Origin of the sequence: Sphingomonas sp. (assembly GCF_036402235.1) — a bacterium.
Classification (GTDB): Bacteria; Pseudomonadota; Alphaproteobacteria; order Sphingomonadales; family Sphingomonadaceae; genus Sphingomonas.
This window is the reverse complement of sequence record NZ_DASWTG010000020.1, coordinates 43949-65414: the sequence shown is the minus strand read 5'-3', so window position 1 is coordinate 65414 and position 21466 is coordinate 43949. Positions and strand designations below refer to the sequence as shown.

At 66.7% G+C, this 21466-nt stretch carries 22 protein-coding genes; 7 read left to right on the top strand and 15 right to left on the bottom strand.

Annotated elements, in window-relative coordinates:
• Nucleotides 1–8 precede the first annotated feature (8 nt).
• Nucleotides 9–353 (top strand): hypothetical protein, encoded by a 345-nt coding sequence (locus VGD28_RS04445; RefSeq protein WP_331027121.1) that lies wholly within the window; start codon nt 9–11, stop codon nt 351–353.
• A gap of 213 nt (nt 354–566) precedes the next feature.
• Here the strand turns inward: VGD28_RS04445 and VGD28_RS04440 are convergent, their stop codons facing one another.
• The 6 genes from VGD28_RS04440 to VGD28_RS04415 form a co-directional block, all read right to left on the bottom strand.
• Nucleotides 567–1487, bottom strand: coding sequence for a HEPN domain-containing protein (locus VGD28_RS04440; protein WP_331027120.1), 921 nt, complete (start codon nt 1485–1487; stop codon nt 567–569).
• 31 nt (nt 1488–1518) lie between these two features.
• Complete coding sequence (locus VGD28_RS04435; RefSeq protein WP_331027119.1) at nt 1519–1716, bottom strand: sigma factor-like helix-turn-helix DNA-binding protein; 198 nt, start codon at nt 1714–1716, stop codon at nt 1519–1521.
• 184 nt (nt 1717–1900) lie between these two features.
• Complete coding sequence (locus tag VGD28_RS04430; protein ID WP_331027118.1) at nt 1901–2824, bottom strand: DUF2493 domain-containing protein; 924 nt, start codon at nt 2822–2824, stop codon at nt 1901–1903.
• Nucleotides 2825–3140: 316 nt separating this feature from the next.
• Nucleotides 3141–4169: a DUF7146 domain-containing protein gene (locus VGD28_RS04425; RefSeq protein ID WP_414714465.1), complete on the bottom strand. Its 1029-nt coding sequence runs from the start codon at nt 4167–4169 to the stop codon at nt 3141–3143.
• Between the two features lie 62 nt (nt 4170–4231).
• Nucleotides 4232–6355, bottom strand: coding sequence for a ParB/RepB/Spo0J family partition protein (locus tag VGD28_RS04420; RefSeq protein WP_331027116.1), 2124 nt, complete (start codon nt 6353–6355; stop codon nt 4232–4234).
• Between the two features lie 127 nt (nt 6356–6482).
• Complete coding sequence (locus VGD28_RS04415; protein WP_331027115.1) at nt 6483–7688, bottom strand: DUF932 domain-containing protein; 1206 nt, start codon at nt 7686–7688, stop codon at nt 6483–6485.
• Between the two features lie 227 nt (nt 7689–7915).
• Between VGD28_RS04415 and VGD28_RS04410 the strand changes: the two genes are divergently transcribed.
• The gene (locus tag VGD28_RS04410; RefSeq protein ID WP_331027114.1) at nt 7916–8104 is read left to right on the top strand and encodes a DUF3606 domain-containing protein; all 189 of its coding nucleotides are present in this window, start codon (nt 7916–7918) and stop codon (nt 8102–8104) included.
• Between the two features lie 414 nt (nt 8105–8518).
• Nucleotides 8519–9763: a hypothetical protein gene (locus VGD28_RS04405; RefSeq protein ID WP_331027113.1), complete on the top strand. Its 1245-nt coding sequence runs from the start codon at nt 8519–8521 to the stop codon at nt 9761–9763.
• Between the two features lie 23 nt (nt 9764–9786).
• On the opposite strand, the gene VGD28_RS04400 is transcribed toward VGD28_RS04405, so the two are convergent.
• The 4 genes from VGD28_RS04400 to VGD28_RS04385 all read right to left on the bottom strand — a co-directional run bounded on the left by VGD28_RS04400 (nt 9787) and on the right by VGD28_RS04385 (nt 16423).
• Nucleotides 9787–10536, bottom strand: coding sequence for a hypothetical protein (locus VGD28_RS04400; RefSeq protein WP_331027112.1), 750 nt, complete (start codon nt 10534–10536; stop codon nt 9787–9789).
• Between the two features lie 121 nt (nt 10537–10657).
• Nucleotides 10658–13921 carry an error-prone DNA polymerase gene (locus VGD28_RS04395; RefSeq protein ID WP_331027111.1) on the bottom strand — a complete coding sequence of 1088 codons (3264 nt, stop codon included), beginning with the start codon at nt 13919–13921 and terminating at the stop codon, nt 10658–10660.
• A complete protein-coding gene (locus VGD28_RS04390; RefSeq protein WP_331027110.1) occupies nt 13921–15729 on the bottom strand; it encodes a DUF6504 family protein in 1809 nt (602 codons plus the stop codon). The genes VGD28_RS04395 and VGD28_RS04390 overlap by 1 nt, the downstream gene beginning before the upstream one ends.
• Nucleotides 15647–16423, bottom strand: coding sequence for a protein ImuA (locus tag VGD28_RS04385; RefSeq protein ID WP_331027109.1), 777 nt, complete (start codon nt 16421–16423; stop codon nt 15647–15649). Before VGD28_RS04385 ends, VGD28_RS04390 begins: the two co-directional genes overlap by 83 nt.
• 216 nt (nt 16424–16639) lie before the next feature.
• On the opposite strand from VGD28_RS04385, the gene VGD28_RS04380 reads away from it, so the two are divergent.
• Nucleotides 16640–16783: a hypothetical protein gene (locus tag VGD28_RS04380; protein WP_331027108.1), complete on the top strand. Its 144-nt coding sequence runs from the start codon at nt 16640–16642 to the stop codon at nt 16781–16783.
• A 39-nt stretch (nt 16784–16822) separates the two neighbouring features.
• Here VGD28_RS04380 and VGD28_RS04375 read toward each other — a convergent pair whose 3' ends face one another.
• Complete coding sequence (locus tag VGD28_RS04375) at nt 16823–17245, bottom strand: DUF1810 domain-containing protein (RefSeq protein ID WP_331027107.1); 423 nt, start codon at nt 17243–17245, stop codon at nt 16823–16825.
• A gap of 2 nt (nt 17246–17247) precedes the next feature.
• Nucleotides 17248–17856: an SOS response-associated peptidase gene (locus VGD28_RS04370; RefSeq protein ID WP_331027106.1), complete on the bottom strand. Its 609-nt coding sequence runs from the start codon at nt 17854–17856 to the stop codon at nt 17248–17250.
• A gap of 49 nt (nt 17857–17905) precedes the next feature.
• Here VGD28_RS04370 and VGD28_RS04365 point away from each other — a divergent pair, with 49 nt between their 5' ends.
• From VGD28_RS04365 to VGD28_RS04355, 3 genes are all read left to right on the top strand, one after another.
• Complete coding sequence (locus tag VGD28_RS04365; protein ID WP_331027105.1) at nt 17906–18430, top strand: SOS response-associated peptidase family protein; 525 nt, start codon at nt 17906–17908, stop codon at nt 18428–18430.
• Nucleotides 18431–18440: 10 nt separating this feature from the next.
• Nucleotides 18441–18845 carry a hypothetical protein gene (locus tag VGD28_RS04360; protein WP_331027104.1) on the top strand — a complete coding sequence of 135 codons (405 nt, stop codon included), beginning with the start codon at nt 18441–18443 and terminating at the stop codon, nt 18843–18845.
• Nucleotides 18846–19323: 478 nt separating this feature from the next.
• On the top strand, nt 19324–19539 hold the full coding sequence (locus VGD28_RS04355; protein ID WP_317227304.1) for a hypothetical protein: 216 nt from the start codon (nt 19324–19326) through the stop codon (nt 19537–19539).
• Between the two features lie 38 nt (nt 19540–19577).
• On the opposite strand, the gene VGD28_RS04350 is transcribed toward VGD28_RS04355, so the two are convergent.
• From VGD28_RS04350 to VGD28_RS18660, 3 genes are all read right to left on the bottom strand, one after another.
• Nucleotides 19578–20018: a DUF411 domain-containing protein gene (locus tag VGD28_RS04350; protein WP_331027103.1), complete on the bottom strand. Its 441-nt coding sequence runs from the start codon at nt 20016–20018 to the stop codon at nt 19578–19580.
• Between the two features lie 58 nt (nt 20019–20076).
• The gene (locus tag VGD28_RS04345; protein WP_331027102.1) at nt 20077–20436 is read right to left on the bottom strand and encodes a DUF305 domain-containing protein; all 360 of its coding nucleotides are present in this window, start codon (nt 20434–20436) and stop codon (nt 20077–20079) included.
• 74 nt (nt 20437–20510) lie between these two features.
• Nucleotides 20511–21164: a copper resistance protein B gene (locus VGD28_RS18660; protein ID WP_414714464.1), complete on the bottom strand. Its 654-nt coding sequence runs from the start codon at nt 21162–21164 to the stop codon at nt 20511–20513.
• Between the last annotated feature and the right edge of the window lie 302 nt (nt 21165–21466).

The following is a 21466-nucleotide window of genomic DNA, read 5'->3' as shown; positions in this document are numbered from 1 at the left end:
AAATCCGCATGAAGGCAACGGAAAACGAAATTTCGGTGCTACGCGAAAAAATCGTCGCCGCGCGCGCCGAGTGTGTGCTCACGGACACGCAGATCGGCGCTTTAGTCGGGGTTCATGCAAGTCAGGTCGGTCGCATTACGCGGGGTGAGTTCCGCCGAATCAGCGAAAGCGTTGTGCAAATCTGCAAGGTTCTGGGGCTGGAGATGGACGCTGCCGCATTTGAGGCGAGCGCCGAGACAGCGGCTTGGGCAAAGCTGCAGGCAAGTTTGCGAGGGCTGTGGGATAGGACTCCCGAAGGCGCCGACAAAATCGTGCGAGTCCTCGACACGATCGGCGCACTTCGCGAGCGATAGCAGGTCGCTGTCGCTCGTTCGATTTCGGCTAAAGATGGGGTCAATGAACACCATCTCGACGGAGGCTGCTCGCCACGCGCACGGCCATTGTGGATCATGATGCATGATGGGCGAATGTGCTCGTGCTACCGCTCACGAACGTTGTCTTCGGGATAGCTGAGCCGCCGACATTAGGGCGCTTAACCGCCGCCACTCAGGCTAACATGAGCGACGTCAATCAGGATGTGCGTTGGATTTCAGCTCCGCGAGCCGCTCGATACAAAGTTGCTCGACCACGCTTCGAAGGTCCGTAACCGCCGAGGCCAGCGCATCTAAATCGTCGATACTAACCTCATAGCTGGGCGAGTAGCGCGCCTCGACGTAAGCCCGCTTGAGGAGTTCAAATCGCCGGCGGTCGGCGCGGGTCGCTCGCGGCCAAGGCTCGATTAGCCTGGGCTCTTTGTCCTCTGCGAGAGACCGAAGGAATTTGATGTTGTGAGATCGCGGGAAGTACAAAGTGTGGACGAGAAGGAAGCACGCATACGCTGTCTCGGTGGCCTGATGCAGGTTGAACACCGACTTGTTGCGCCAATCCCGGCCATCTCCTTGCTGCAAGGAAAGGCGGGCGAGCTTTTCCCAGTTGGCCGCTGAATCCCGCTCAGCCTCGTAGTACTCCGATGCCATCCGGTAGGCATCGGTTGGCCTCAGCGGCTTGGGCGATGCTAACGGGTGACAAGGCAGCTCGTAGAGCACCACCCCGTCACGCACGATGTCGACCCAGAAATACTCTCCGCGCTGGAGCGCCTTGTTCACCTCATCGAGGGTGTGGACGATGATGTTTACCGGCCGCTGCACGGCGGGATCACGCTGAATCTTGTCCTCGGCGATGTACCAGTAGCCGGCGACGTCAGTCAGGTCCTCGTGGCTGACGATCACCAGCAGGTCGAAGTCGGACTGATAGCCATTCTCCGGCTCGTCGACCCAGTCGTTTCGCGCATAGCTGCCGAACAGGATGATCTTGAGGATCCTGCCGTTCTTCTTCCACGGCTTGGTGGCCGTCGAGATGGCTTCGGCGAACTCGTCCATCAGCGTCTGGCGCACGCGCGCCAGTTCGGCCTGCTGGGCTTCGGGGAGATGGTCGAGATCGACACGCATGGTCAAAGCCTAGCGGGCGGCGCGGCCATGCTCAACGCGCCTGATCATAATCGGCCAAATGCCGGATCGCTTGTGCCATGTGGTCCTCAACCTGATGCACGGTCAGGCAGAGCCTTTCGGCGATCTGGCAGTAATCAAGCGCTTCGAACCGGGCGAGTTCGAACACGCGGCGGTCCGCCTCGGGCATGCAGTCGAGGGCGCGGCGCAGGCGCATCAGTTCAGGTGTCATGATCGATCTCCGTGTCGTGCCGGCCGGGAGCGGGCGGCAGGACCAAGCCGGACCCGCGCGACGAGCCGAACCGCACGGCAGGCCGGAACGCAGTGGAGGACGCGGCAGCATGCCGCGTTGCGGTTCGGCGGCGCGGGTCCACAGGCGGTCCCGCCCGCTCACGCGCCGGGATCGGCGGCAGCGATCAGCGCCGTCGCCGGTCGATGACAGCGATTCCAGCTGCTCGGGCCTTGTCGAACAAATTGTCCTGGATGCCGCCGCCCGGGAAGATGATGATGCCGCGCGGCATGATCGACAGCACCTTGTCGTTGCGCTTGAACGGGGCGGCAGCCCGGCTGTGCTTGGTGAAGTCAGGAGCGAAGGGAACCTGGGGGATGCCGCGCTGCGCGGCCCAGAGTGCCGCGATGCGCTCGGCGCCGGTGCGCGACGCGCCGTGCAGCAGCACCATCTGCGGATTGCGGGCGTGGACCTCGTCGAGGATGCGCCAGATCTCGCGGTGGTCTTCGTAGTCGGCACCACCGCTGACATAGATGCGCTCGCCGGGCGGCAGGAGCAACTTAGCATCGGTCCAGCGGCGGCCGTTCACGAATTCGCGGCTCTCGATCACCGCGGCGGTCATCGCACGGCGGTTGAGCATCGAGCCCGAGCGGGGCAGCCAGGCCTTGCGGAAATAGTGGCGGAACTGCTCGGCAAAGGCTTCGCGGAACGCTTCCATGGCGTCGCGGCGCTCGACCATGGTGCGTCCTTCGGCGATCAGCGTCTCGAGCTCGACCGACTTGACCTCGCTGCCGTCCTGCTCGCGCTGGAGGCGGCGCTGCGCCTGCTCGTTGGCGTCCAGCTCGCGCTCGACCCGCTCGCCCGCGCGATGGAAGACGTTGGTGAAGCCCCAGAGCAAATCCTCCATGTCGGGCTCGAGCCTGGTGTCGGCGAGGCAGGCGACCATTGCATCGAAGCTGTCGGCAGCGGCGGCCTCGACCAGGCGTCCTTCGGGCAAAGGCCGCGGATCGAGCTCGTCGTCAAAGGGCCTGCGTCCATAGAGCTCGAGTTCCTGGAGCATGTCGGCCAGCGGCGATTGCTCGGGCACGTCGTCGGTTCGATCGAGGGTCATGGGTCGTCTCCGCTTGTCGACCGCGCACTCGCGGCCTTCACGGCGACACGAGGCGGCGGGCGGCGCGGGCGCGCACCTCCAGTGAAGCGTCCGGCGCCGCAGCGCCGGGGAGGCCGGAGCAAAAGCGGAGGACGGCGAAGCCCGGCTATTTTGGCTCGCGATGCAAAGCGGGCGCTCAAGCCCGCGGCGGAAAATAGCCGGGAGCAGCCGTTGCGCGCCCGCGCCGCTTGCCGACCCGTCGCCCTCTCGGAAGGCCAATGCGCGGACTCCGGCTGCGAAGGCTGGCCCTGGCGACGAGGTCGAGACGACTGCGCCATCAAAGGAACGCGGCACAATCCTCGGTCCGTAACTGGGGACGCAGCCGTTCTGCGAGCTTCCCGGTTCCGGATGCGCACAGGTCGGCATTGAAGTCGTCGAGCACCGAAGCCAGCGGCAGGAGCTCGATGCCTGCCGCAGTGGCCCGCGTCTCGAGCGCGCCAAAGGCGGCGCGGCCGGCGCCATCCTCTTCGCGTGCGACATAGAGACGGCGCAAAGGCGGGGGAAAGCGGATCGCGGCGAGGTGCGCGGCCGACAGGGCGGCGATCATCGGCACGCGCGGCATCGCCATGCGCAGCGACAGGACAGTCTCGATGCCTTCGCCGGCGACCATGACCGGGCCCGCGGCACCAAAGCGGACACCATGCCCAAGCAACTCGCCCATGGCGCGGCGCGGGACCGCCACCGGCGCCTTGCCGCGGCCGCTGCCGTCGAGCCAGGTGCGGTGGACGCCCATGATCGCGCCGTCGACGTCCGTGACGGCAGCGATGAGCGCGGGCATGGCTGCAGGCGTGGGTGCGACATCGTCGCGGTCGGGGCGGTACCAGCACGCGGCATGAAAGCGCAGCCACCGCTCGGTTCGGACGCCGGTGATACCTCGGGAGAACAGGTAGCGCTCGGCGAGCGTCGCCCCGATCGGGCGCGACGCGGCAAACAGCCGCCGCGCCGCGCGCGGCGAACCGATCGGCGCGGGCGCGCCATCAACGATTTGCGGAACCTCAGTCGCGGGCAATGCAAGAAAGCGGCGTGCCTCGTCGAGCGCGTCGGCGAGACGGCTATGTCCGCAGTTGAGCGCCAGCAGGTCGAGCAGGTCGCCATGCCCACCGGTCGCGGCATCGGTCCATTTGCCGGCGGCGCCGCGGCCATGGTCGGGACCCTTCAGGCGCACATAAAGGCTGCGCCCGGCCGAGCCCAGCGCGTCGCCCACGATCCAGTAGCGGCCCTCGCGACGACCGGCAGGGAGGTAGTGGCGGCACGCGGCTTCGGCATTGCGCGCGAGCCGGCGTGAGAGATCCGACGCTGCCGACATCACTGGCCTCCCGGAAAAGAAAATGGGGCCCGCGCTGTGGCGGACCCCGAGGTGGCAGTGCTTCATTCGGCGGCGATGGCGAACGGCGCATCCGCGTCTGCATCCGGCTCCGCCGGGTCGGGTGCGAGCGAAGCCGCACCGTCGTTCGCCATGGGCGGCGCATCCGGCGCGTCGGGTTCGAGCGGTGCCGGCGTGCGCAGGGGCTCGGCGAGCCAGCCGCTGCCGTCCAGCACGGTCTCGGCCTCGCGCGCCATGTCGGGCTTTTTGAGGCCGGCGAGCCGCGCCGAGACCTCGGCGCCCTTCGCCTCCTCGACCGCCGAGAGGATGCGCGCCTTGGTCACCCGGCCGAGATAATTGTCGACCGTCGCCGTCCAGCCTGCCGCCACCGGGTCGAGCCCGGATGCCCGCGCCAGGACATGCGAATGGGCGATGCGGCCCGCGACCGTGCGCGCCGACACCCGATTCTCATTGTAGCGGCTGGCCGGCTCCCACACCGCATTGATGCCGAACGAGGCGCAATGGGCGAACAGAGCGGCCTGCTCATCGGCGCTGAACGCCGCGAGAGTCTCCCAGAGCTGTTCGGGGTCGTCGGGAAGCCGATCGGACCAGACCTGATGGCGCTGTTCGATCGCCTGCGCCGACAGGCTGTCGCCGAGCCCGGGCGCCTGGATGCCAAGGCTCCCGCCGCGCACCGAGATCTCGACGCAGCTTTCGGTGCCGGCATAGCGGTAGAAGCCATCGAGCACGAGCGCGTGGAGCACGGCGGCGAACGCCACCCCGGGGCTGAGCGCGACGGCGTTGCGCAGCGCCAGCGTGCGCCAGGTCGTGAGTTCGGTCACCAGCCGGTCGGGAAGCGGCTTGCCCGGGTCCTCCTGTTCTTCCTCGCCCTCGCCCGCGTCCGGAGCCGTCAGCTCACCGCCACCGCCCATCGCCGCCTCATCGGCGTCGGCGCGCTCGGCCAAGGCATCCGGGTCCGGCACTTCGTCGTCGACGATCTCCAGGCCGGGCTCGTCCTCGGGGCGGACATAGCCGCGGTCGATGTCGAGGCCGCCCATCCGGTCGATGCTGACGAACACGCCCGCGCGCGCCACTTCCTCGGGATCATAGGCCAGCGGGCGTTCGACGATCGCGGCGATCTCCTCGTCGATCGCGGTCACACGCGCGTCGATCTCGTCAGGGATCTCGGGCTTGCCCGACCAGTCGTTCTCGAGCTGCTCGGCTTCGCGGCGCAGCGCCTCGAGCCGGGCTTCCTGTTCGTCGGTGAGCGGCGGCTGCTCGCCTTCGAGCATGCGCATGCCCGCATCGGCGTCACACGGAAACTCGACCGCGACGGCGATCCACTTCCAGCCCTCACCGGCGATGCGATCCGCCTCGGCCTTGAGCTTCTCGTCGACAAGGGCGTCGAGCAGGGCGACGTCCTGGACCCAGCCGCCGTCATCGGCCTCGAACAGGTCGCGCAGCACGTAGCCGCCGGCGGCCTGGTAGGCGTCGAGGCCGATGAAGCGGACGCGCTTGTCCGATGCGCGCACCGTTTCCTCGGTGAGCTTGTGGCGGATCATCCAGGGTTGCTTGTTGTGGCTCGACTGGAGCAACTCCCAGACCTGCTCCTGGCGCGCATGGTCCTCGGACACCGAGAAGGCCATGAGCTGCTCGAGCGTCATGCCGTCCTCGGCATAGATGTCGTGGAGCCGCGGCGAGACCGAGGCGAGGCGGAGACGCTGCCTGACCACCGCGGGCGTGGTCATGAAGGTCGCGGCGATCGTCTCGACATCGGTGCCCTGGCCGGCGAGCTGCTGCATCGCGCGAAACTGGTCGAGCGGGTGGAGCGCTTCGCGGTGGGTGTTCTCGGCGAGCGAATCCTCCTCGGCCGAGATCTCGTCATCCTCGCGCACGATGCACGGCACCGGCACCGTGCGCGACAGTCGCTTCGCCTTGACGAGCTGCTGCAGCGCCCGAAAGCGGCGGCCGCCCGCCGGCACTTCGAACTTGCCGGTCTCGGCGCCAGATTCGTCGCGCTGGGCGCGGACGGTCAGGCTCTGGAGCAGCCCACGCCGGGCGATGTCGGCGGCGAGCGCGTCGATCGAGACGCCCGCCTTTACGCGCCGGACATTGGACTGGCTGAGCACCAGCTGGTTGAAGGGAATGTCGCGCGAGGCACTGAGCGCGATCTTGGTCGGCTTGGTCATGGGTCTTCTCCATGACGGGCGGCCGGGAGCCTCTCTCTCGACCCTCAACCCCGTCATGGTGACGGCGCAGCCCTCTCCCTTTGATGGGGGAGGACCGCGCCGGACCTAGGGACAGGGGTTGCGGACGTCAGGCGGCATCCGCGAGCAGCTTCGCCGCCTTGCCCTCGAGCTCGAGCCGCGCGTCCTGATGGGGTTTGTCCCGCGCGACCGCGGTGATGCCCTGGACGAAGTCGAAGATGGACGCGGGCGGATGCCCCTCCTCGTCGAGCACCGTGGCGATGATCCTGCCGGTCTCCGCTTTGGAGAAGCCGCGCTTGCGCAGGAAGTCCTGCCGGTCCTCGTCGCTGCGTGCGACCACCCGCTGCCGCGCGGCCATGATGCCCGACATGAAGGGCGCAGGCGAAGAGTTGGCGAAAGTCTCGAGCGCCGGCGCCGCTTCATGCGCGAAGCGGTTGGCGGCGAACTTCGAGTGGCGGATGCTGATCTCCTCGAAGCCTTCGGCGCCCCAGATGTTGCGGTTCATGCAGACGGCGCGGAGATAGAAGCTCGCCATGCCGAGGGTCTTCGAGCCGACCTCGCTGTTCCAGCAGTAGAAGCCGCGGAAGTAGAGGTCGGGATCGCCGTTGGGCAGCTTGCCGGCCTCGATCGGGTGCGTGTCATCGACCAGGAACAGGAAGACGTCGCGGTCGCTCGCATAGAGCGTGGTCGTGTCCTTCGTCACTTCGACGAACGGGTTGTGGGTCATGGTCGACCAATCGAGCATGCCCGGTACCTTCCAGCGCGTGTCGCCGGTGCCATTGCCCGCGATCCGCATCACGGCCGCGACCAGCTCGTGATCCCAGATCCTGCCATAATCGGGACCTGTCACGGCGCGCAGCTCGGTGCGCCCTTCCTCGGTCTCGAGCGTCTTGATGAGCTCGCCGCGATGGGTCAGCAGGCCGTGCTGCAAGTTGATGCCCGAGAGCGGTGCGGGCAGCTGGCGCAGATAGCCGGACGGCGCGCCGACCAGGCCGCAGAGCTGGCCGAACGACCAATGGGTCGGCGCGACCGGAGCGTCACGGCCGGGCAGCAGAAGCGCCAGCCGCTCGGGATCGTCGCGGCTCGCCTCTACCCGAACCTCGCGGGTCTCGACCGTCCGGGTCGAGGCGCGCCGGGCTCGCGCCTCGACCGCCGCGTGAAGCTCGGTGAGCGACAGGAAGCGCTCGTCGTCGGGCCGCGAGAACCATTCGGACGAGACGCGGCCGATGCGCTGCCCGCGCGAGATATCGACCTTGTAGGCACCCGAAGCGGCACGGGCGGCGGGAGCGGGGTCGTGATCGATGATGGTTGCCATGGGGATTCTCCGCGACGGGCGCCGGAAGACTCTCTCTCGGCCCTGACCCGTCACAGCCGGCACGGCCCCTCTCTCCCTCTTCAGGCGGGGCGTTGCGGGGCGCGGCCCTGCAGAAGGGGTACGGCAAGACCCTGGCTTGCCGTCAGGGGAAAGCCTTCCCCTCCTGACCGGCGCAGGGTGGGAACCGACGCGAATCTCGTTGATTCTTTGCCAAGAGGAGAGAAGAAATGAGCGACGACACCAGCCTGCGCGCGCCCCAGGACGCTTCCCGCATCGCCATGGGTGAGGATTATGAGGTGCGCTACTGGACGAACAAGTTCGGGGTGAGCCGCGAACGGTTGCAGGAAGCGGTCAATGCAGCCGGCAACGGCGCGGCTGCCGTAGAGGCGTTTCTCAAGCGGCAGCAGGTTAGCTGATTGGGTTGATCGAAAGCTCGCTCGCGGCGCGGTCGGGATCCCGTCCTCGACCCTCACGCCAACCGACCCAGCAATAATACCAGCGTGGGGGAGCCTGCGGTTGCGCCTTGTTGTCGGCTTTCAACGCCGCGGGGTTGTAGGCCTGCTCCGACCCTTCGCCTCGGCATCTTTGCGCCGGGTATCTCGGACAATGGCGCAATCGGGATCGTGGGCGGGGGCGTACTCGCCACAAACGTCGCACCTGAAATCGTCTTTTCCCATAATTGCTCCTCCTCTGGCGAAATGTCGGAGCCCCGGTTCGGTCCTATAGCAGTCTAGTCGGCGTCTCGTCAGATCGATACTATGCCTTCTCGGCATGTCGAGCTATGATCATCAAATGCCACAGCCGGCGGACTTTTACCGAAATCTCTCCTGGTGAGTGATCCCGTGGTGCTCGTGTCCAACGCGAGCATGCCGGGCCATGCGGCATCCATCCGCGACTTGTTCGACGGCGCCGAGGACATCAAAATCGCCGTGGCGTTCCTGAAGCGGCGAGGTGCCGACTTCATTGTTCCGATTCTTGGAAAGCAGCTGAGAGCTGGCGCGAACGTCGAGGTTTTCGTCGGGACCGACTTCTTTCACACCGATCCTTGCGCGCTTGAGGAGCTGCTAACTCTCAAACAACGGCACACGGCATGTATGATACGCGTCGCCGACCGGGCACCCGCCACCTTTCATCCCAAGATCTTTGCGGCACGGGCAGGAGCGACTTGTCGTAGCCTCATTGGCTCAGCAAACATGACGGGCGGCGCGCTGGACAAAAATGAAGAGCTATCGCTCTGCGTGACGCATGCCCTCGATGATACCATTGGCAAGAGCATTGAGGCCACCTTCGAGCGATACCGCAAATGGTCCCGGCTGCAGGAGCTGGATCCGCTCCTGCTTCAGCAATATTCGTCCGATCACGCGATCGATAAGCGCGAGCGGGACAAGTACGAGAAAGCGCGGGACGCCGCACTGCCGGCTGGTATTGATTTGCGGGTGATTTCCGATTGGCACCGTCTCTATCTCGCAAATCCCAAGGCGATGTCTGATCTAGCCGCTCGAAGGCGATCGCGAGCGAAGGCTCTCAGGCTACAAAGGGCGATCGCCGCTCTGAGCGATGGTCCGACAACGCAAAGAGCCAAGGCGCAGCTTCGTGACGGCCTTGGGGACCTGATGGGTAGTTCCGGTGGCGCGCATCTCTGGGGGTCCGCCAATATTCCGCGACAGGGCAGCAAGGCCTTGGAGCATGAAAAGGAGATGATTCGCTTCTTCGAGCTGGCGCGGTCGATGAGTCATCGGCCGGCGCAGGAGGGCTATGATGCGATCAGAAGGGCGGGCGATCTGATCCCCGGCGTAGGCCTCAACATGGCGACCGAGATGCTCTGCACCTTCGCCCCGACGCGGTACGCCATCTACAACGGCAATACCGTCGGAGCCCTGAGGGCGCTTGGCATAGAGACGGCCCGGTACGCCCAATTTCATGCCATCGGGCCTGCGCGATACGCGCAAATCTGTGAGACGATACGGGCGCTCGGCACCCGCATCGGGACGACCGACCTGTCTGAGGCAGACGCGTTTCTGAACTGGATCTACTTCGAGGTGAAGGCAGGAAGGCTCCAAGCGAAGCGCGCTTAGCTCAGTTCAGATATGGTCGGCTGTCACTTCCTTTTCGACGCGCGCGGCCAATTGCCGATGCCTGTCAGCGCCTGGTTGGCGTTCATGGTGGTCATGAGTTCCATCTCGCCTCCCAGTGCCAGTGGCTCGCCTGGAATACGGCGCAGCAACTCGATCATGTCGCCTCCAGGCATTGTTGGGGTGCGAGAGAGGATGAGGGTGAAGAAATAGCCGTTGATCATCACCATCCGGGTGCTGACGTGCTGGTAGCCGTTAACATTGGGGACGATGAGGGGACCGGAGCGGGCCGCCTGAGGATAAATTTTCCTGGCGGGTCGTCCGTCGGCAAACGCGAGCATCCCTGGGCCCACCAGAGAGACGAAGACGTTCACATAAAGCGGGCTGCTGTCGCCCTCCGCTAGAAGGATGGGGCGGTATCGTGTGAAAAGCTCGGCGTCTTCGTGCCCTTGCGCCCGCGCCGAGTTGAAGGCGATCTTGATCAGCCACCGCGTCAGCTTGCCGTATTCGAACTGAAAACGGACAGGCGTAAGATGTTCTGGGAAGTGTCTGAAGTTGCTGTCCCAGAGTTCGCAGGCGTAATTATCTAGCGTTCCGAGAGGACCATTGTTGCACGGGCCACAGACGTCCCTGACGATCAGGTCGCCCTCAAAGGTGCGGCCGGCTTTCGCAGAATATTTCAGGCCGAAGTTGCCGCGCCGAAGAAACGCATTGGGCCAGATGTGTTCACGCGTCAGGGGACGCGGTAATCCGCAATAGGCGCATTCCTTAGACATGGTTTTGCAGGGGTATCGCTTCCCGCGAATCGAAAGCAAATTATGGATACCGCTCGCGAGGCGCATCGAGGTGTTGCAACCTGAACGCGTCGCCGGAACCGTGGAGAAACTCGGCATCCGCTCAATGGAAGTCGTGGCTGCGTACTTTGATCAAATCCTCGGGATCGGCGCCGTTCGGAAAAGGTGGCGAATAGAGGTCGCGCGGCTTCCAGCCCGGATCGCCGCGGTCGGGGCTGCCGGCATGGGTCGCGCCATCGCCGCGGCCGAAGGGCACGGGCATATCCATCCGTCCGATCGAGCGCAGCATCTCGTCGCGGGGCACGACGCGATCGACGATGACATGGATGACCTGGCCCTCCTTCTGGAGCCGCCCGCGCAAGCTTACCATCGAGGCCGACATCACCGCGCGGCGCTGCTTCTCGAACCGGTCGGGCCAAAGGATGCCGTTGGCGACGCCGGTCTCGTCCTCGATGGTGATAAACAGCACGCCCCGCGCCGAGCCCGGGCGCTGGCGGACGAGGATCACGCCGGCGACCTCGACATGGCGCCCGTCGCGGATCGAGGCGAGATCGCCGCAGCGCACGACCTTTTCGGCGGCGAGCTGCTCGCGCAGGAAGGACAACGGATGCGCGCGCAGCGACAGCTGCAGCGAGCGATAATCCTCGACCACTTCGCGGCCGTCGGTGAGCGGCTGGAGCGTGACGCGCGGCTCGAGCCCCTCGGGCGAGAAGCCGCCTTCTCGGGCATCGGCCGCGGCGAACAGCGGCAGCGGTGCTTCGCCGAGGCCCTTGACCTTCCACAGGCCTTGGCGGCGATCCTCCGCGATGCAATGGAACGCGTCGGCCTCGGCGAGCCGTTCGATCGCGGCGCGGGGCACGCCGGCGCGGCGCCACACCTCCTCGACGCTTTCATAAGCCGCATCGCCCCGCGCCACCGCGATCGCCGCGCCATGGACGTTGGCGAGCCCGCGCACCTGACGAAAGCCGAGCCGCACCGCGAGATGGCGGCCGCCCGGCGTCGGCGCCTCGAGCGTGCAATCCCAATGGCTATGGTTGATCGAGACCGGCCGCACCTCGATGCCGTGCGCTTGCGCATCGCGAACGATCTGGGCGGGCGCATAGAAGCCCATCGGCTGGGCGTTGAGCAAAGCCGCGCAGAAGATGTCGGGATGATGATGCTTCATCCAGCACGAGGCATAAGCGATCTTGGCGAAGGAAGCGGCGTGGCTCTCCGGAAAGCCGTAGGAGCCGAATCCCTCGATCTGCTTGAAGGTGCGCTCGGCAAATTCCTGCGGATAGCCGCGCGCGACCATGCCCCCGACGAGCTTGTCGTAGAAATGGCTGACGCCGCCGGTCAGCTTGAAGGTCGCCATGGCGCGCCGGAGCTGATCGGCCTCGGCGGGCGTGAAGCCCGCGCCGACGATCGCGACCTTCATCGCCTGCTCCTGAAAGAGCGGCACGCCCAGCGTCTTCTCGAGCACGGCGCGCAGCTCGGGCCGGGGATATTCGGGCTTCTCCTTGCCCTCGCGGCGGCGGAGATAGGGATGGACCATGTCGCCCTGGATCGGCCCGGGCCGGACGATCGCGACCTCGATGACGAGGTCGTAGAAGCGGGTGGGCTTCATGCGCGGGAGCATCGACATCTGCGCGCGCGATTCGATCTGGAAGACCCCGAGCGTGTCGGCCTTCTGGATCATCTTGTAGACTTCAGGATCGTCGTCCTGGAGGTCGGCCATCCCGACCTTCACGCCCTTGTGCACCTCGAGGAGGTTGAAGGCGCGGTTCATGCAGCCGAGCATGCCCAAGCCCAGCACATCGACCTTCATGAAGCGGAGCGCGTCGATATCGTCCTTGTCCCATTCGATGATCTGCCGATCCTCCATCCGCGCGGGCTCGATCGGCACGAGATCGTCCAAGCGGTCCTGGGTCAGCACGAAGCCACCGGGATGCTGCGAGAGGTGGCGCGGGGTGCCGATCAATTGGCGCGCGAGGCGCAAGGTCAACTTGAGGCGATGGTCGTTTGAATTGAGATTGAGGCTCGCGATCTGCTCGTCCGAGATGCCGTCCATCGACCACCCCCAGACGAGGCCGGTCAGCATCTTGGTCAGGTCGCGCGGCAGCCCGAGCGCCTTGCCGACCTCGGCGACCGCGCCGCGGGTGCGGTAGCGCGTCACCACTGCGGTCAGCGCGGAGCGGTGGCGGCCATAGGTTTCGTAGATCCACTGGATGATCTCCTCGCGGCGCTCATGCTCGAAATCGACATCGATGTCGGGCGGCTCCTTGCGCTCGCCGGAGACGAAGCGCTCGAACAGCAATTCGTGCTGGATCGGATCGATCGAAGTGATGCCGAGCAGGAAGCAGACGCAACTGTTCGCCGCCGAGCCGCGCCCCTGGCAAAGGATGCCGCGACGGCGGCTCTCGTCGACGATCGAGCGGACGGTGAGGAAATAGGGCGCGTAACCGAGCTCGCCGATCAGTTTGAGCTCATGGGCGATCTGGTCGGCATAGGCTGAAGGCACGCCCTCCGGGAACTTCGCCGCGGCGGCCTCATGGGTCAGGAGGGTCAGCGCCTCCTGCGCGCTCTTGCCCGCCATCACCTGCTCATAGGGATATTGATAGCGGATCTCGCCGAGGTCGAAGGCGCACATGAAGGCGATGTCGGCGCTCGCCGCAATCGCATCGGGGAAGGCGGCGAAACGGCGCTGCATCTCGGCCGGGGCTTTGAGATGCCGGTCCATGAAGCGCTCGCGCCGGAAGCCGAGCGCATCGACCGTGGTCCGCTCGCGAATCGCGGTCACCACGTCCTGGAGCGGGCGCGCCTCGGGGGTGTGATAGAGGATGTCGCCGGTCGCGACCGCGCGCACGCCCATCTCGCGGGCGAGCGCATCGAGCGCATGGAGCCGCTCGAACTCGTCGGGGCGGCGGCGCAGCGACAGCGCGCAATGAGCGCGCGTGCCGAACAACGCGGCCAGTTCCAGCAAATGGCCGCGCGTGACCGTGTCGGCGAGGTCCGGCAGCAGGATCGCGACCAGCCCCTCGGCATGATCGGCAACGTCGCTCCAGTCGAGGATGCAGAAGCCCTTGCCGCCGCGCGCCTTGCCGCGCGACAGCAGCCGAGTGAGCCGCGACCAGGCCTGCCGGTCCGTCGGATAGAGCAAGAGGGCGCGCCCGTCAGTCAGGTCGACGCGCGCGCCGGGGATCATTCGCACGCCGGTCGCTTTCTGCCCGTCCCAGCCGCGCACCACGCCGGCGACGCTGCCCCAGTCGCATAGCCCGAGTGCGCGATGGCCCTGCAGCTGCGCGGCGGCGAACAGTTCCTCGGGCGAGGAGGCGCCCCGCAGGAAGGAGAAATGGCTGGTCACCTGCAGTTCGACATAGGTAGTCATCAGCCGAAGAACCCGTGCAGATACCAGCTGAGATCGCCGGTCTCGGGCACGACCCCGTCGCCGCGGCGGAACACCCAGAAACGCTGCCCGCCCTCGACTTCGACCCGAAAATAGTCGCGCACCGCCCAGAGCTCGCGATCGGTCCGCCACCATTCGCCATGGATGCGCTCGGGCCCGTCGCCGGCGGTGACCGCATAATGCTTGCCGCGCCAGGTGAAGCGGCGCGGCGGATGGTCGGGAAGCAGAGCCACGACATGGCTGAGTTGTTCGGGGCGCCGGAGCAGCCGGACCGGGCGCTTCCAGGCTGGCCAGCCCGACGCGGCGGCAAGGGGGCCGGCGCGCCGCACGGCGCGCTCGGGCACATCGCTTTGCTCGAGGGTGAGGCGGAACACCGCCTGCTCCCCGGCGCGCCCGGCAAGCTGGTCGATCGCGGGGGCGAGATCCGGCGCATCGCCGCTTTCCGGCAGCAGCGTGTCGCCAAGACGCGCACCGAGCGGTTCGCTGTGTGGGACGGTCAGGTGCATCGCCTCGATGCCGAGCCCCGGATCGATGCGATCGAGCTTCAGGCCGAACATGCGCACGAGATGCTTCGCGTCGCGCGTGGCGCGCGATGCGCCGATCGCAATGCGCTGGTCGGCGCCGTCGACGCGGACGGCGGTCAGCACGACGCTGCGAACCCCGAGTCCCCGCTGCTGGAGGACCAGCACCAGGTCGTCGACCAGATCGGCGATCACCCGCGCGATCGCTTCGGCGGTTCCGATCGGCTCGAGCAGCCGGCGCGTGACTTCGGGCGCCTCGAACGGGATCAGCGCGACGATCGGCTCGGCCGCGCGCCCGAGCGCCTGGTCGAGCCGCTCAACGGCGGCGAGGCCGAGGCGGCGTGCCAGAGGCCCCCGCGGCATCGGATAGAGGTCGCCGATACGTTCGAGCCCGAACCGCGCCGCGGCAGCGAGCGCGTCGGGCTGGAGACGAAGCCCCGCGACCGGCAGCTGGGCCAGGGCCGAAGCCTCGGTGGAGGGCGGCAGGACCGTGATCGGCGCGCCGCCATAGCGGGCGAGTGCATGGGCGGTGCCGGGCGTTCCGGCGATGGCGATCGCGCCCGAAAAGCCCAGCCGCGCGAGAAAGCGCAGCACATGATGGCAAAACCGCGCTTCCCCGCCGAAGAGGTGACTGGCCCCGGTCATGTCGAGCCAGATGCCGTCACTGCCGGACAGGCTGGCGGTCGGGGTCCAGTGGGCGACGGCATGGAGCGCGAGACGATCGAGCCATTCGCGGTCGGCCAAAGGATCGGCGTCCTGAATATCGAGATCGCCGACCAATGCACGAGCGTGGGCGGCGGCCATGCCGGGGGCGAGGCCAAGCCCCAGCGCGACCGGGCAGGCGGCGGTCACCATCTCGCGCTGTCCGACTCGTTCGATCAGCACCGTCGGATGGCCCCATAAGGGCATCGCGACCGGTGCGCGTGCAGCACCGGCCGGTCCTCCTTCGTCCGGCCGCATCGCGCGAAACGGCGGATCGGCGGCCTCTGATCGCCGGCCGAGCACGCGCATGGGCGGTCGCTGATGCGCGGGAAGGCGTGCGATTTGCTCCTCGATATCGGCGCCTTTGGCGGCGCCGTCGTGCGCCCAGCGTGCGCCGGGACGCCAGCCGCCGCCGCGCGGCACCGAACAGGCACCCGGGTCATCGTCGATAGGCGGCAGGATCGGCGCCGGGGACCAGGCGCGCTCAGGCGGCGCGGCTGGTCGCTGCAACCGGCGCAGTCGCTCGATCGCGAGCTGCGGCAGGTAGAGCGAGGCGACCCGTGTCATCGCATGCCTCGAGAGTGAGAGAGAAGGGATTGCTGCCACGCTGGCGGACGAGTTCGACCGACCAGCGGCCTCGGCCGACGCCGGGATAAGCGAGCCGGGCCGAGGGCGCGCAGCCGATGCGCCAGCGCGTGCAGGCGGCCGAGGGCTTTTCCAGCGGGTCGCGCGCAGCCCTGGCCCAGCGGCGCAGCAGTAGCATCGGGGTGTGGCCGTCGGCGGCAGCAAGCTGGAGCCGGCGCGTTGCGGTCTGGTCGGCGGCTTTCACTTCGGCGACGACCGCGGCGAAGCTGCCAAGGCGCAGACAGTCTTCAGCGAGCGCAAGCGCCATCGTCTCGTCCCGCGCCTCCAGATAGAGGAGCTTTGAAGGCGGGATGCCTGCCTGCTCGAGGCCCGGCGCGTACAGGTCGAACCGGGTCAGCGCCCAGGCGATCGATGCCGCCGGCGAATCGGCGAAGCGCGCTGCGATTCCCGCGACGAACAAGGTTGCGGCCGCGTCGTCCCCCAGGGTCGGTGATGCCGCGGCTATCTCGTGGAGCCCGCCGCTATCGATCCCGCCATGGGCAAGCCTTGAGTCGAGCGGCGCGATCCCGAACGGCAACGAGCGCGCGTCGCTTGTCTCAGGGGCGGCGATACGCGCCTTCAGCTCGGCAAGCAGGCGCGCGCGATCGGTCTCGGTAAAGGCAGCTTCGGTTGGCATAAGGGAATAACGACTCGTTCGTTCCTATTATGTTCCGCTTCGGCGGGCGTTTCGTCAAGGTGTCGGATGGCCCTCACCGCGGGTCGTCAGACCAGATCGAGACCGCCCCGCGTTGCAAAGGCGGACGCGGACCCCCATCTTTCCGACATTGACCGTCGATCCTTGGGCCCGGTCAGCTGAGAGACCAACCGCGCTCCCGCCTGCCGGGAGCGCACAATGTCCGAAGCCAAATTCCGTGAGCTGCTCGAACGTACCGAGGTCATGAAGGCCCGCGCCGAAGCCGCATTGGAACGCACGGCAAAACTGCTGGGGCAATCATGGCGCCGCATCAAGCAAGACGGAAATGATCCACAGCGCTGAGCTTCTCTGGATGACTGATTCGGGTACCCGCGCCGGCGTTCAGCGCTCTAGTCGGCTGAGCGTGGCGGTGTCGCGCTCGCCACCGAACCAACGGTCGAGCGCTGCGGCGAGCAGCGGCGTTGGCCGCGCGGTCTCGAACAATGTCAGCGACGAGCGGAACTTCATCGCGTCGACCGCTCCGAAGACCGCGACGGGATCGCTGATGTCGAGATCCTGAAGCGCCCCGACACATTCGAGATAGCGGGGCCCGAGCACGGGGTGACCCAGATAGGCCTGCGCCTCGTTCAACGAGCGGATACCGAAGAAACGTGCCGTCTCGCTGCGCCCGAGACCGGCGAGCTGGGGGAAGATGAACCACATCCAGTGCGAACGCTTGGCGCCGCGCCGCATCTCGGCGAGCGCGGTCGCATAGATCGGCTCCTGGGCCTCCACGAAGCGCTCGAGGGAGAGATCATCGGCCATGGTCACAGCAGCGCTGCCTGCGCAGGCGCGGGCGGAAAGACGCGCAGTACCTCCAGACTTCCCTTTGGCAGGGCAACCAGCACGTCGTCGGCGGGAACCCGTGGGTCGAGCCACGCCGCCCAGCGATCGCGTGGAAGCGGCACGATCTGTCGGGAATGGTAGGGCGCCACATCCTCCCCGGGCTCGATCGTGAGCATGGTGAAGGCCTCGCCGACCGAACTTTCCCTCCAGATGCCGGCGATGCAGAACCAGCGATGGCCGGCGAGCGTGAACAGCCATTTGTCCTGGCGCTTTTGCTTGGGGTCCTCGGGCTTGGTAAACTCGTAGAAGCCGTCGGCCAGGATCAGGCAGCGATTTGAGCCGAACTGCCGACCCTCCGCGCGGAAATTGTAGACCGGCTTGCCGCCCGGCCCCGGCCAACTCCAGCGCCGGTTGACGAGCTCAGCGCCGCTCGCGGAACTGCGGACGATCGGCGCCACATCTGTGATCTTTATGTCTTCGCGGGCCGAGACATTCGGTGTGCCCTCGGGCAGGTCGATCTTGATCTTGAGGTCGTCGAAGTCCTCCATGATCGAGGCGATGTCGACCTCGAGCCGGTAGTCATTGCACATCGACATACTCCGATTTGCGCTGCGTGTTCGTTCGCATTATGTTCTCACCATGAAAGCGAGTCCCTTCGAGTCGGAAGCGCCTCTCGGCAGCCGTCGCGCCATCATCCGGCGAAACCCGGACAACGTGCAAGAGATCGAGATGATCGAGGCGGCGTGGGGCGTGCATCTCGGTGAGGACGGCGCAAAGCCGTTCAAGTTCCTCCGCTCGGAGGGGAAGCAATTCCGGACCCACCGTTGCCTCGTCCCAGCGAGCGAGTTCCAGGTCAAGAATGGCGACCGGCGGTTCCGCGTGACGCTCGAGGACGGCAACTTCTTTTATCTCGCCGGCATGTGGCAGCCGCCGGTCGGGGACCAGCCGACGAGCTTCGCGATCGTCACGATCGAGGCCAATCCGGACGTGTTCTTCTACCAGGAGCGGCAGGGCGCGGTGCTGCTGCGCCGCCAGAACATGGCGTGGCTCGACCTTAGCGTACCGCAGGACGAACTGCTCGTGGCGCTGCCCCCGCGCAGCTTCGCGATCGAGGAGATCCCCCCGCGTCAGCCTGAGCTCCGGCAGGCAGAGCTGGCATTCTGAAGGATCCGGCATGATTCCGTTTCAACCGCAGATCGCTACGGTCACGCTGATCGCTAGCCCGATGGAGCGCCTCAACGCCGTGACGATCAGTGCTGCGCAGCTTCAAGGCGCGCTGGAGCGCTTGGCGTTGCTCCGCGGTGATCTCCGTGACAAGCCGGTAGCCCAGGCGCTGGCGCTTCAGGCGTTCGCCGCAGAGGAGGCTTCCGCCGAGCATGACGCCGCGGCTGCGCTGCATGCCCGTATCGTGGCGCTCGCCAGGTGGACGGCCGCCCACGATCCCCACCGCCAGTCCGATGCAGAAGCCGTGATCGAGGCGGCCTCGCGCTTTCCCCTCAGCGAGAGCGATGACGGGGTGATATTCGAGCCCGGCGGCTTCCAGGAGATGATCCTGTTTATCGAGGAACTGCCTTGGTGAGCGACGCGCCCTCGCCGCGAGCGTAGCCCGGGCTCGATAGGCTCCATTGTTTATACGCCATCTGTGGCGTATCGCAGCGGCAATGCCGCTCCTCCGTTCCAAGCCAGCATGGATGCCGCTTCTGGTCGGCTTGTTCGCCTTGGCTCAGATCATGTCGGCATGCGGTGTTGCCGCCGCCCCCGCCCCGATGCCGATGCAAGGCGTGCAAGCTGCAGCTTCGATGGACTGCCATGACGCGCCGCCAGCAAGGCCGGCAGACGACAGGGCACCGCATCAGAATCATCAGGTCGTCTGCGCCACCGGCTGCGTCGTAGTGCCGTCAGCGGCCACGCCAGGCGCATCCGGCGCGCCTGATCGCGAAAGCACGCACGAGGCCGGAGCCAAGCGGCTCGTCGGCTGGGAGGGGCGCCCGGCACCGCCTCCGCCTCGAGAGATGGTCGCCTGAAACGACCAAGCTCAATCAAGAGGATTACATCACATGAAGACGTTCAAGTTCGTTGCCGCGGCGTTCGCGCTCACCCTCTCCACATCCGCGTTCGCTGCGGCCGACTGCTGCAAGGCCGGCGCGGAATGCTGCAAGGAAGGGAAGGACTGCTGCAAGGAGAAGGACGGGAAGAAGTCCTGCTGCTGCGACGATATGAAGAAGGGCGGCGATCATGCCGGCCACGACATGTCGGGCGCGCCGAAGAAGTAAGCAGGGGAAGGGGAGCGCGAGGCGCTCCAGTTCTTGTTTCAATGACGCGCGAAGACGCGTCGGCCACCCGGCCCGAACGCCACCACTTCGAAATGGTCGGCCTTCATCCCGGGCATCTCCATCCCCGGCGAACCCATCGGCATCCCTGCGACCGCGAGGCCGCTCACGCCTTTCGGCCGGGTTGCCAGGGCGCGCTTCATGTCTGCGATCGGCACATGTCCCTCGAAGGTCATGCCGTCGATGATCGCGGTATGGCAGGACGCGAGATCCGCAGGCACGCGTCGCTGCTTCATGAATGCCTGGCGCTTCGCGTCATCGACGATGCGCACCGCTCGGCCGAACTGCGCCTTCACCTGCTGCGCCCATTTCTCGCAGCACGGGCAGCCTGGATCGCGGTGCATCAGCACCGGGTCGGCAGCGATCGCCGCAGCGGGCACGGGGAAAGCGAAGGCGGCGATGATCAGGCGAAGACGGTTCATGGGCATGTCCTGACGGTTCGCCCCTCCGCCCGCAAGCCGGACGGAGAGGCATTGAGGGTCACTGGGCGCGCTTGCCGTGGCTGCGCAGCCACGCCTGAAGCTCGCCGATCTCGCGGTTCTGGTCCGTGATTGTCGTCGACGCCATCTGGCGCACCTTGGGATCGCGAGATTCGCGAAGGACGATCTGGGACGTCTCGACGCCGCCGCGGTGGTGCTCAATCATCTTGCGCACCCAGGTCTCGGTCGCATCCGCACCCGCCGCGCCCATCATGCGCTCGTGCATCTTCATCTCGGCGGGCCCGTATGGATTGGAAGCCGTGGGCTTCATCATCTTCGCGTGGGCCGAATGGTCCTGCTGCTGGGCCGTCGCGGCGGTCGCCATGACGCCGACGGCGACGGCGGTGAGAACCTTGTTCATGGTCAAGCTCCTTGGTGATCGCCTCCGCCACGGTCTTGATACGCAGTCATTGCCGCCATCCCTCGCCGCAGTCGTCAAAACCACGTCCTGACGCCCGCCACGAAGCTGAACCCGCCGGTGCCCTCGCCACGTGCCCGGCTGAACCGCGCCGTGTCGCCGAACTGGCGTTCCCATGATACGCCGACATAGGGCGCGAACTCGCGCTTGATCTCGTAGCGCAGGCGCAGCCCGGCCTCGGCGTCGGTCAGTCCCGAGCCCAACCCGCTGAGCGGCACGTCCTGCGCCGAGAGGTTGAACTCGACGCGCGGCTGCAGCACCAGCCGCTGGGTGATGCGCTGATCGTAATAGCCTTCGAGCCGGCCGAATACGTCGCCCTTGTCGGACAGGAACAGCGCACCCTCGACATCGAACCAGTATGGCGCGAGGCCTTCGAACCCGATCGCGGCATAGGTGCGGTCCGGGCCGGGCGCGAAGTCCTGGCGCACACCGGCCTGTAGGTTGAAATAGGGTCCGACGGCGCGGCTATAGAGCGCCTGGACCTCGCCTTCCGCATCCTCGCGGAAGGTGCCCTCGCCCTCGCTCTTGATGGTCAGGCGGTTTATGTCGCCGCCATACCAGAACTCGCCGTCCCACCTGTAGCCGTCACGCCCGTTTCGGAACTGCACCTCCGCAAGGTTCAGCATGAGCTGGGAGAAGGACATGCCGCCATGCTCCCGATGCATGGCCATGCGCGCGGGGGTCATGGCCTCGCGGCCCCAGACCCGGTCGGCATAGTTCGCCGCAGGCGCCGCGGGCGCAGGTGCGTTCCCGGAGGGCAGCGCTGTACCCCCCGTGGCCATCGACGCCGGGGTGCCGGCCGGCGTGGATGCCTTCGGCGTGCAGTGACCCATGGCGGCATGCTCGGGTGGACAGTCCGGATCGTTCACGGCTGCCGCTGCGGATGTAGCCGCCGGCGGGGGCACGACGGATTGCGCGGCAGGAGCCGAGGTTTTGGGCGCGCAGTGCCCCATAGCCGCATGTTCGGGCGGGC

Bases quoted from the DNA above. Each gene is read 5' to 3' on its own strand.
- VGD28_RS04440 (WP_331027120.1), bottom strand. From the start codon at position 1,487: ATGCGTGTCGATCTCGACCATCTCCCCGAAGCCCAGCAGGCCGAACTG.
- VGD28_RS04365 (WP_331027105.1), top strand. From the start codon at position 17,906: ATGAAAGCGAGTCCCTTCGAGTCGGAAGCGCCTCTCGGCAGCCGTCGC.
- VGD28_RS18660 (WP_414714464.1), bottom strand. From the start codon at position 21,164: ATGGCCATGCATCGGGAGCATGGCGGCATGTCCTTCTCCCAGCTCATG.
- VGD28_RS04380 (WP_331027108.1), top strand. From the start codon at position 16,640: ATGTCCGAAGCCAAATTCCGTGAGCTGCTCGAACGTACCGAGGTCATG.
- VGD28_RS04370 (WP_331027106.1), bottom strand. From the start codon at position 17,856: ATGTGCAATGACTACCGGCTCGAGGTCGACATCGCCTCGATCATGGAG.
- VGD28_RS04390 (WP_331027110.1), bottom strand. From the start codon at position 15,729: ATGACACGGGTCGCCTCGCTCTACCTGCCGCAGCTCGCGATCGAGCGA.
- VGD28_RS04355 (WP_317227304.1), top strand. From the start codon at position 19,324: ATGAAGACGTTCAAGTTCGTTGCCGCGGCGTTCGCGCTCACCCTCTCC.
- VGD28_RS04415 (WP_331027115.1), bottom strand. From the start codon at position 7,688: ATGGCAACCATCATCGATCACGACCCCGCTCCCGCCGCCCGTGCCGCT.
- VGD28_RS04350 (WP_331027103.1), bottom strand. From the start codon at position 20,018: ATGAACCGTCTTCGCCTGATCATCGCCGCCTTCGCTTTCCCCGTGCCC.
- VGD28_RS04430 (WP_331027118.1), bottom strand. From the start codon at position 2,824: ATGACCCTCGATCGAACCGACGACGTGCCCGAGCAATCGCCGCTGGCC.
- VGD28_RS04360 (WP_331027104.1), top strand. From the start codon at position 18,441: ATGATTCCGTTTCAACCGCAGATCGCTACGGTCACGCTGATCGCTAGC.
- VGD28_RS04345 (WP_331027102.1), bottom strand. From the start codon at position 20,436: ATGAACAAGGTTCTCACCGCCGTCGCCGTCGGCGTCATGGCGACCGCC.
- VGD28_RS04400 (WP_331027112.1), bottom strand. From the start codon at position 10,536: ATGTCTAAGGAATGCGCCTATTGCGGATTACCGCGTCCCCTGACGCGT.
- VGD28_RS04425 (WP_414714465.1), bottom strand. From the start codon at position 4,169: ATGTCGGCAGCGTCGGATCTCTCACGCCGGCTCGCGCGCAATGCCGAA.
- VGD28_RS04410 (WP_331027114.1), top strand. From the start codon at position 7,916: ATGAGCGACGACACCAGCCTGCGCGCGCCCCAGGACGCTTCCCGCATC.
- VGD28_RS04395 (WP_331027111.1), bottom strand. From the start codon at position 13,921: ATGACTACCTATGTCGAACTGCAGGTGACCAGCCATTTCTCCTTCCTG.
- VGD28_RS04375 (WP_331027107.1), bottom strand. From the start codon at position 17,245: ATGGCCGATGATCTCTCCCTCGAGCGCTTCGTGGAGGCCCAGGAGCCG.
- VGD28_RS04445 (WP_331027121.1), top strand. From the start codon at position 9: ATGAAGGCAACGGAAAACGAAATTTCGGTGCTACGCGAAAAAATCGTC.
- VGD28_RS04420 (WP_331027116.1), bottom strand. From the start codon at position 6,355: ATGACCAAGCCGACCAAGATCGCGCTCAGTGCCTCGCGCGACATTCCC.
- VGD28_RS04435 (WP_331027119.1), bottom strand. From the start codon at position 1,716: ATGACACCTGAACTGATGCGCCTGCGCCGCGCCCTCGACTGCATGCCC.
- VGD28_RS04385 (WP_331027109.1), bottom strand. From the start codon at position 16,423: ATGCCAACCGAAGCTGCCTTTACCGAGACCGATCGCGCGCGCCTGCTT.